The 8,985-nt window shown below is 43.2% G+C and carries 8 protein-coding genes; 3 read left to right on the forward strand and 5 right to left on the reverse strand.

The genetic code is table 11. The annotated features are described in order from the left end of the window. Positions 1-68: 68 nt before the first annotated feature. The 4 genes from AACR11_RS09260 to AACR11_RS09275 form a co-directional block, all read right to left on the reverse strand. Positions 69-2,153: a TonB-dependent siderophore receptor gene (locus AACR11_RS09260; RefSeq protein WP_017188519.1), complete on the reverse strand. Its 2,085-nt coding sequence runs from the start codon at positions 2,151-2,153 to the stop codon at positions 69-71. Between the two features lie 196 nt (positions 2,154-2,349). Then, positions 2,350-3,723, reverse strand: coding sequence for a sensor histidine kinase (locus AACR11_RS09265; protein ID WP_005453249.1), 1,374 nt, complete (start codon positions 3,721-3,723; stop codon positions 2,350-2,352). Further along, positions 3,723-4,388 (reverse strand): response regulator transcription factor, encoded by a 666-nt coding sequence (locus tag AACR11_RS09270; protein WP_029789616.1) that lies wholly within the window; start codon positions 4,386-4,388, stop codon positions 3,723-3,725. Before AACR11_RS09270 ends, AACR11_RS09265 begins: the two co-directional genes overlap by 1 nt. A gap of 161 nt (positions 4,389-4,549) precedes the next feature. Next, entirely contained in the window at positions 4,550-5,503 is a 954-nt protein-coding gene (locus AACR11_RS09275) for a lactate/malate family dehydrogenase (RefSeq protein WP_009702515.1), read from the reverse strand. A 271-nt stretch (positions 5,504-5,774) separates the two neighbouring features. Between AACR11_RS09275 and AACR11_RS09280 the strand changes: the two genes are divergently transcribed. Then, positions 5,775-6,491 (forward strand): glycerophosphodiester phosphodiesterase family protein, encoded by a 717-nt coding sequence (locus AACR11_RS09280; RefSeq protein WP_029789617.1) that lies wholly within the window; start codon positions 5,775-5,777, stop codon positions 6,489-6,491. A gap of 20 nt (positions 6,492-6,511) precedes the next feature. Here the strand turns inward: AACR11_RS09280 and AACR11_RS09285 are convergent, their stop codons facing one another. Continuing rightward, the gene (locus AACR11_RS09285) at positions 6,512-6,994 is read right to left on the reverse strand and encodes a L,D-transpeptidase family protein (RefSeq protein ID WP_029789618.1); all 483 of its coding nucleotides are present in this window, start codon (positions 6,992-6,994) and stop codon (positions 6,512-6,514) included. Between the two features lie 176 nt (positions 6,995-7,170). Here AACR11_RS09285 and AACR11_RS09290 point away from each other — a divergent pair, with 176 nt between their 5' ends. Together AACR11_RS09290 and AACR11_RS09295 are read left to right on the forward strand one after the other, a co-directional pair. Further along, on the forward strand, positions 7,171-8,166 hold the full coding sequence (locus AACR11_RS09290) for a 2-hydroxyacid dehydrogenase (RefSeq protein ID WP_009703609.1): 996 nt from the start codon (positions 7,171-7,173) through the stop codon (positions 8,164-8,166). Positions 8,167-8,250: 84 nt separating this feature from the next. Next, on the forward strand, positions 8,251-8,607 hold the full coding sequence (locus tag AACR11_RS09295) for a YibL family ribosome-associated protein (protein WP_005530256.1): 357 nt from the start codon (positions 8,251-8,253) through the stop codon (positions 8,605-8,607). Positions 8,608-8,985: the final 378 nt, after the last annotated feature.

The following is an 8,985-nucleotide window of genomic DNA, read 5'->3' on the forward strand; positions in this document are numbered from 1 at the left end:
ATATTTTCTGTTTTCTAAAAACGACTAAAGGGGAAGACCAATCTTCCCCTTTAAAAATCATATTGTTATCAGTACTTGAACTGAATTGTTGCCATGTAGTTTCGACCTTCGCCTATCACTACATTTGTTGCACCATCATAGTTGTCCGGGTTCGTACTACCGCCACCAGCTAGGTATTCAGTATCAAACACGTTTTCAACATTGAATCGGGCCACAATATCTAAGTTCTCATCATACTTGTGTGTGTACGCCACGCCCATATCAACACGCGCATACCCATCTTTCTTAAACGTGTTCGCTGCGTCACCGTAGCGCTCACCCTCATAAATCACGCCCAAGTTTACATTCGTATTGTCTTGGACCTTGTAGCTAGACCAGACGCTTGCAGAAAGCTCAGGCACATCAGCTGGGCGATTGCCTTTTAGTTTTGCACTTTCTGTAATCTCTGCATCTAGGTACATTGCAGAAGCAGTTAACGAAAGCTTATCTGTAACAAACCCTTGCGCTAAGATTTCAGCGCCTCGGTGCACTTGCTCACCATCTTGAGTCGCAATCTGTTTTTTTGAGTCGTTAGGATCGACGATATCTAATCGTACATTTTCCAATGTGATGTCAAACAGCGCACCGGTTAAGAATAAACGCTCATCAAACAGTTCCCACTTAGTACCCACTTCATAAGAAATACCACGCTCAGCCTCTAGTTCTTCTCCATCATTGGTAAAGTCAGAGTCAGCCACAGCACCTTGTGGCATGAAGCTTTCAGAGTACTGAACATAGATTGAACCATTACTCGCAGGATGAAAGATAACGCCTAGCTTTGGTGACACTTGGCTCTCAGTTAATGTATCGCTGCGCTTTTCATCGTAGCGAACACCTGCAAGTACCTGCCAGTAATCGTTAATTGTCATCATATTTTGCGCGTAGATACCCCATGTATCATGCTCGCTAGTCGGCCATTTTTTCGAGCTACGATACCCTGGCTTTGGCACCGTTTGACCCGGCTGGACACTAGACTCTTGGTGGAATGCCATAAAGCGGTCATAACTGTAATCTAGGTAGTTTGCACCAATTAAAAGTGTGTTATCAGTATCAAGCAAAGAGAAGTCAGTCGTAACGTCTACATACGCAGTATCAAACACCCAATTGTCTGAACGATCATTCCCTTTGTGCTTAATCACATTTTTTTCTTCATAGTCGTCAAACTTAGGGTAAGACTCCACATCAAAACGCTTGAAATCTTGACGGTTGTATCCTGCTTTGACGTTTACGTTATCCGCGACTTGCGCATTAATATCGATACCGTAGTTTTCTACATCGTTATCAATCTTCGACCATTGCGCATCCCAAATATACTTGTCTCCAAGCACAGGCTTACCGTCTACAATGTAAGCACCAGAATCCACACTACCTTCATCTTTAGTCCTGTCATAATGAGCAGAAACCATCACGTTTTCGGTAATGTCGTATTCAACAACCAGACCACCGACAACTCGGTCAGTTTGTGGCTCTGTGCCATCACCATACTTACGCCAAGAGCCGTAACTCTCTTTTGCAAGAATTGCGCGCGCACGCAATGTCTCTTCTTCATTCAGTGCACCACTCACATCTAAAACAGTGCGTGAGTGATCGTTTGAACCAATATCTTGGCTCAAGCTAACTTGTGTTTCTGTTGTTGGCTTCTTAGAAACCATGTTCACAAGACCACCTGGCTCAGATTTGCCGTAAAGTAGACCTGATGGACCTTTAAGTATCTCTACACGCTCTAAAAGCTCAATTGGCTGACGGTAGTGTGACCAGTGCTGACGACCATCACGTAAAAAGCCGTCAGAACTGCTAAGTTCAAAACCGCGCAATGAGAAACGCTCACGGTTACGACTCGTACCACCGGCACTAACACTCGCGTCATTTTTTAGCACTTCACCTAACGTGCTTGCACGCTGCTCATCAATAACCGCTTCATCAATCACAGCAACTTGTCCTGGGGTCTCCAGTTGCGTCATTTCCATACGCATTGCTGTTGTATTGGTATCAGCTTTGTAACCAAACTCGCGACCTTCAACAACAAGGTGCTCATCCGCTTTTTGAACTTCCGCCACTGCAGGTGCTGCTAACACCGCCCCAATCACTAACGCCAGTTGGCTTTTAGAAAACATGCACATTCACTCCAAAATGTTGGGTTACACATAGGTGCTATGTGATTCCCTTCTACTTATTTTGCGAGAGAATATAAGTGATAACCATTACCATTTGCATTAAATTTACATTCTTTGCATTCGTAAACTTTTGTAAAGGGCATGAGAGTAATACTTTGTTCGAACGTGATCTAAATCACGAATAGCCGCGAGCGATCTATTGCCTAAACAACAATGTTACGCTCAACCCACCATCCACTCGGTTTGTGGCGATGGCTTTTCCTCCCATCATTCGCATCGATTCTTTTACTATTGCGAGCCCAAGACCATAGCCACCAAGCTTTTTGTCTCTGGAAGCATCTAATCGAGTAAATGGGTCAAAGATGTCGGACAATTTATCCTGTGGAATACCCGGACCATTATCAGCAATGGTCACAGCTAAGTAGTGGTGCTTATCGGTAGATTTATTTGTTAAGCACACATTAATCTGCGCAGAGTCGCCCGCATACTTGATCGCGTTACCAATCAAGTTGTTCAAACAGCGCACGACTAAAGTGTCGTCACACTGGGCTTTTGTCCTTGTCGCGTCCGATTTAAAAGTAAGAGTTTGTTGAGCTTTTAGGTCGATCTTGCAACGCTCAACCTGAGGAGCAAGCAGAACTTCTAAGTCGCTACGTTTCATCTCAGTATCGTAGCGAGCGTTCTCCAATCGGCTGATTTCTAGTATCTCACCAATCAAGTGATTGAGTTCATTTGCTTCTTCTTCCATGCGAGTAACAAGGCTTTGCTCACTCTCACCCACACGCTTTCGCAACAGATGTAACACCAAGTTCTGTCGCGCCAATGGTGTACGAAGTTCATGTGAAACATCACGTATTAATCGACGCTGTTTCTCAGCCAAAGAGTGGATCTCCTTGGTCATATGATCGAAGTCTTGCGCCAGTTCATTAAATTCTCGTGTGTTTGATTTCAGTTCATCAACCACACTGACAGTAAAATCACCATTTGATAGCCTCTTACTCGCCTCACGAAGTCGGTCTAAAGGTTGCTGTAAGTTCCTTGCCATTAATAGAGAAAACAGCGCCAGAATGACCGCTGCAATCACAACTTTCAGTATCGAAAAGTAGAGAATAAAGTCATGAGCTGGGTGTAAACGATGAGGCAGTTGGATGACCAAACTGTTGTTGCCCACAAGAGGAATACTGAAAATTGGGCGGCTAACTCTGCCTTCTAGTTGTTCATCTAAACGTCTTTTAAACTTAAGTTTGAACTCAAAATGAGGGTGCATCAAGCGATGGGTAAGTGGGTGTTGATTTTCGTCTAACACGAATAAGTAAAAGTGTTGTGCATTCGCCCAATCCGCAAGCTCATCCATATCTCCGTCTTCGATCAAAACATTGGCTTGATGCGCTAAGTCCAACATTTCTGCTTTTACGCTCGCTGGTACTTTTAGCATTGCTTTTACTAAGGCTTGCTCAGCGACAGCTTGTACAGCAAGGATACTGATGACGATCGCCGTCATGTAAGTAAATAGCTTAAAAGCCAGACTATCTCGACGCTTGGCTATATAGGATGGGCACACAAATTTCATTAATTCGTCACAGCCTCTAGGTAGCTATAACCTTTTCCACGAAACGTTTTAATGTGCTGTTTGGACAATCCCGCTTCTACCAATTTACGACGAATATTACTGATGTGCATGTCTAAGTTGCGATCAAACGGACTTAGCTCTTTCTTCAAAACCTTGGTTTGCAATTCGGCTTTAGAAATCACAACGCCTTGGTTTTTTACCAAATAGCAAAGTAACTCTGCTTCAGTACCTGTCAGCGGCAAACTGTTCAGCTGATCACTGATACTTTGTACTGTGCAGCACATAGCTTGTCTTTGACGTTCTAATCCTACGCGACGAAGAATTGCTTTAATACGCATCAACAATTCAGGTACATTAAAGGGCTTGCCGATGTACTGATCTGCGCCCGCTTGGTAGCCATCTAGCATCGAGTTCTCATCATTTAATGCCGTTAGCATGAGGATCGGCGTCGCGAAACGTTGACAGATACGACGCGCAACTTGCATACCATTTAGATTTGGTAGCATGACATCGAGAAGAACAAGATCAACTGGCGTCTTCTCCATGTATTGCAAAGCGCTTTCCCCACAATGGACAGATGAAACGGTGTAACCCTCTTCTTGTAACACCGCCTCCAATAATTCACACAACGGAACATCGTCATCTACGATAAGAACTCGGGACATTACCAATACCAACTCAAATAAAAATGGTTCGCATTCTATTACTCATTTGCAGATTAAACAACCATAGATTCTAAGGTTTCTGTACGAAAACTGGACATAAAAAAAGCCCACTTTTCAGTCGGCTTTTATCGCAAGAAATACTGATTTTTTAATTATTTAAATCAACACTTTAAACCTGTTACTTTGGCGACATCTTCAACGATGCCTCGTAAGTTGATACTAATCGAATGAAGTGTATCTAGCTCTTCTTGTGTAAATGGATGAGTGAGTACTGACTCTGCACCTTTCTTGCCAACAACAGTAGGCAAACTCAATACCACGCCATTAACACCATATTGACCCGTCATCATGGTCCCCACAGGCAAAACTGATCGTTCATTGATCTTGATTGCCTGAATAATACGAAACACACTTGCAGCGATCCCATGAACGGTATTTTGTTTACGACGGAAAATCTCATACCCAGCTTGCTTAACGGCTTCGAGCAATTCGTCTGCATCGATACGCTCTACATTATTGGCATCGCAATAGAAATCTGCTGGTTGTCCTGCAATTGAAATCAAACTCTTTGGCGTAAAACAATTGCTACCATGCTCACCGAGAACATAACCAAAGATGTTCTTCGGGTCCAAATCCACGCGATTGGCAACAATGCTCATCAAGCGCGCAGTATCGATCACGCAGCCACTACTGATCACTTTGCTATTCTCAAAGCCTGTATTGGTTGCAATAAAGTGCGCGACAATATCACAAGGGTTAGATACAACAATGAGGGTTGCATTTGGGGCTACTCGTTCGACTTTACGTGCAATCTCAACACCTATCTTGGCATTGATTTCTGCAATATCAATTCGCGTCTGACCTTGCTTAATCTGCGCTCCCGCAGTGATTACGACAATATCAGCGCCGAGAAGATCGAGATAGTCGTCAGTAGGAATGATGTGAGTGTTTTTCGAGAAGGTCAGTGCAGTGGTATGACGGAAATCGAAGACTTCCCCTTCAGCACGCTCTAAGTTTTGGTCCAATAGAACCAACTCACTTACACTGCCCATGGTCAGTAAGTAATTACATACTCCAACACCAACGGCACCTGCGCCAATTACACCAATTTTCATACTTCTCTCCCTGATAATAAAAGTTATGCCCTCACTTTGCGTTCCCACTAAAAACTTGGGCAGTAAGAGCATAAAAGTCCAATCACTTTATGTTACCCAGAATACCTACCTAAGCTAGCCTTTCTCGACTTAATGACGTTTAAATGATGGAAATTTCTTCTTTATATATGCATCAATAACCATCATTTAATCACTTCATACATTTAAACTCTATTGCAGGTACAAAAAAGGAGTACAATTCTTTGCAGTTTCTAATTGAGAATAGACGTATATGACAACGCTATTGATTGGTCACCGAGGCGTGGCAGGCAAGTACCCAGAAAACACCAAAGTCAGTATTCAAGCCGCTATAGATTTGGGTCTTGATTGGGTTGAAGTTGATGTACAACCCACCAAAGACAATGTACTAGTGGTATGTCATGATCACACAGTAAACCGCTGCAGCAACGGCAAAGGTCGTGTTGATCAAATGACTTTAGCTGAGCTAAAAACGTTAGATTTTGGTGGTTGGCTCAGTACAGAGTTCAGCAATGAATCGATCATGACGCTGTCAGAGTTGCTGGGGCTCGCTGCGAAAAGCAACCTAAATCTTAATATCGAAGTGAAAGTTGACCACCATTCAGCAGAGGATGTCGCGAAGATAGTCGCTAAAACCCTTTCTGAAGGACCATTGACCAAAGAATTTATCCTTTTGTCGAGCTTTAGTCACGACGTGATAAGAGCGCTATACAAGCACTGTGAAGGCTACAGATTGGGTGTGCTAAGTGAGTTCTTTACCCGTAAAGACGGGCTACTGTTAGAAGAAGTCAACGCATACAGTTGCAACCTCAATATTAACTGGGTTCGTTCCCGTCAAATTAAGAAGCTGCAGCAAGCCGGATATAAGGTAATGTGCTATACAGTGAATAACCCAAACAAGTTGAAACACTTGCCGGCGCTAGATGGCATCTTCAGCGACCATCCAAGCCGCTTTATGTCTCAAGAATAGGGTTGAAACTAGGCGCTCCATTACCACTCAATGGTGATTGGCGTTCCCATTTTAACTAGCTTTATAAACTCATCCATCTCTTCATTGGTGATGGCGATACACCCATTGGTCCAATCAAAGCTCTGGATAAACTGAGGGGACTGTGTCTCGCCATTTTTGAGGCCATGAATCTTGATCTCTCCGCCCGGAGAGACACCTCTTCGGTGCGCTTCCAAGCGATCAATTACATCTGGATAACTGATGTGGACAGAGCGATAGAAAGCAGAATCGTTAATCACATAATCTAGAGTGTAGTCACCTTCTGGAGTCCTGTTATCCCCTTCTTCCTGCTTGTGCCCTTTCGGATTAGCCCCTAACGCAATCCGATATTCTTTAACCACTTCGCCGTTGTCCATTAGGTACATTCTGCGTTTTGATTTGTCTACTTTGACCAAGTCCACATCAGCCTGTGTAAAAGGAACAAAAGAACAACACAAGATTAAAGACAACCATTTTACTGACATCGCCAGAACGCCTAACTCACCCATTCTAAGGGAACATAAAAAAGAGCAACCATGCTAGTCACAAGGTAATACTAAAGCAAACTTAATATGTGCAAATTTCACTACTCATTATGACTAACTTGGATTACTTTATAAGGAGATTACTTTATAAATTCAGCACAAATAGAGAGGGTATTATGCTCAACATTGCTTTTTTCAGTGCGAAATCCTACGACGAAGCGTCTTTCAATAAAATTAAAAACCATCGAGACTTCGAATTTCACTACCATGATTTTAGATTAACTTCAAAAACCGCAAAAATGGCTCAGGGCTGTGAAGTCGTATGTGCGTTTGTAAATGATGATTTATCCGCACCAGTACTTAAACAGCTTTCTCTTGGTGGGACCAGATTAATCGCGATGCGATGCGCAGGCTTCGACAAAGTCGATTTAGAAGCAGCAAAGGAGCTTGGACTTCAAGTAGTGCGCGTCCCGGCTTATTCCCCAGAAGCTGTCGCTGAGCATACTGTCGGTATGATGATGTGTTTAAATCGACGCTTACACAAAGCCTACCAGCGCACGCGTGATGCAAACTTCAACCTGGAAGGCTTGGTTGGCTTCAACTTCCATGGCAAAACCGTTGGCGTTGTGGGTACAGGCAAGATTGGCATTGCAACCATGCGTATCTTTAAAGGTTTAGGCATGGAGCTGCTCTGCTACGACCCATATGAAAACCCTCTAGCATTGGAAATGGGCGCTCGCTACTGCTCTCTTGAAGAGATCTATGCGAACGCAGATGTCATTTCGCTGCACTGTCCAATGAGCGAAGAGAACTATCATTTATTGAATGAGAAGGCATTCTCGCAGATGAAAGATGGTGTGATGATCATTAATACCAGCCGTGGTGAACTGCTTGATTCTGTCGCCGCAATTGAAGCACTGAAACAAGGCAAAATTGGCGCACTAGGTTTAGATGTTTACGACAACGAAAAAGACCTATTCTTCCAAGACAAGTCAAACGATGTCATTGTTGATGACGTGTTCCGTCGTCTATCCGCGTGTCACAACGTGTTGTTCACTGGACACCAAGCCTTCCTGACTCACGAAGCACTAAACAACATTGCCTCAGTGACTTTAAATAACGTGGATGCTTTCTTTGCTGGCAACGCGTCAGGTAATGAACTGATCAACTAAATCAATAGATCGAGCAGTATAGTAGAGCGTTGAATTTCAGCTATGCTATACTCCTCGACCATTAAAAATTTGAGTCCAATTACCATGAGCATAAAAACCGATATTCAAAAGCTGCACAACCGTTTAGATACTTGCCAACGCAAACTGGATGCGGCACGTTCTCGTGGTGATCATGAAATGATTACTAAGTTCACGAATGAAGTTGACGATCTAACGAAGAAACTTAACCAACTTAAGCACAAGCAAACATACGAACTGAACAAAGAGCGTAAGAGCCTGCTTGATATGCCATTTTCTCGTGAAATCACAAAAGCTGAGCAAGCAGACATTGGTAAGCTTAAGAAGCGTGTTCGTGGTCTAGTTATCGTTCACCCATTAACAAAAGTGGGTAAAGAATTGCGCCTAGACGTAATGACAGGTTTTGCTCCGAAAGAGTTCTAATCACTCTTTTTAAACAACAGATATTAAAAAGCCCAAGCTGCTTAGCTTGGGCTTTTTTGTGCCTAAAATTCATAAAGTTAAGCTTAGAAAAATCACCATTATAGATAGTGAGTGACACTGCAACCTGTTCGTTTTCAAATTCTCGTAGTGGCAAAGCTTTAGCTAATTTCCAAATACTAAAAACGACAAAAGCCCCGCTATTTCTAACGAGACTTCTTAATCGTTCTGAGACCGAGGGCTCGACTGACTAGGGGTTTGATGCAAATCCCGTCTCATTCTCAAACGTCAGAAATGACGAAAGCCCGTTGATTTCTCAACGGGCTTTCTATGTAGTGGCGGAGAGATAGGGATTTGAACCCTAGATACGCTATTAACGTA

It is taken from the genome of Vibrio sp. L85 (genome assembly GCF_963871815.1).
Classification (GTDB): domain Bacteria; phylum Pseudomonadota; class Gammaproteobacteria; order Enterobacterales; family Vibrionaceae; genus Vibrio; species Vibrio harveyi.

Excerpts from the sequence above, each read along its gene's own strand:
- AACR11_RS09260 (WP_017188519.1), bottom strand. The coding sequence starts at position 2,153 with ATGTTTTCTAAAAGCCAACTGGCGTTAGTGATTGGGGCGGTGTTAGCA.
- AACR11_RS09265 (WP_005453249.1), bottom strand. The coding sequence starts at position 3,723 with ATGAAATTTGTGTGCCCATCCTATATAGCCAAGCGTCGAGATAGTCTG.
- AACR11_RS09270 (WP_029789616.1), bottom strand. The coding sequence starts at position 4,388 with ATGTCCCGAGTTCTTATCGTAGATGACGATGTTCCGTTGTGTGAATTA.
- AACR11_RS09275 (WP_009702515.1), bottom strand. The coding sequence starts at position 5,503 with ATGAAAATTGGTGTAATTGGCGCAGGTGCCGTTGGTGTTGGAGTATGT.
- AACR11_RS09280 (WP_029789617.1), top strand. The coding sequence starts at position 5,775 with ATGACAACGCTATTGATTGGTCACCGAGGCGTGGCAGGCAAGTACCCA.
- AACR11_RS09285 (WP_029789618.1), bottom strand. The coding sequence starts at position 6,994 with ATGTCAGTAAAATGGTTGTCTTTAATCTTGTGTTGTTCTTTTGTTCCT.
- AACR11_RS09290 (WP_009703609.1), top strand. The coding sequence starts at position 7,171 with ATGCTCAACATTGCTTTTTTCAGTGCGAAATCCTACGACGAAGCGTCT.
- AACR11_RS09295 (WP_005530256.1), top strand. The coding sequence starts at position 8,251 with ATGAGCATAAAAACCGATATTCAAAAGCTGCACAACCGTTTAGATACT.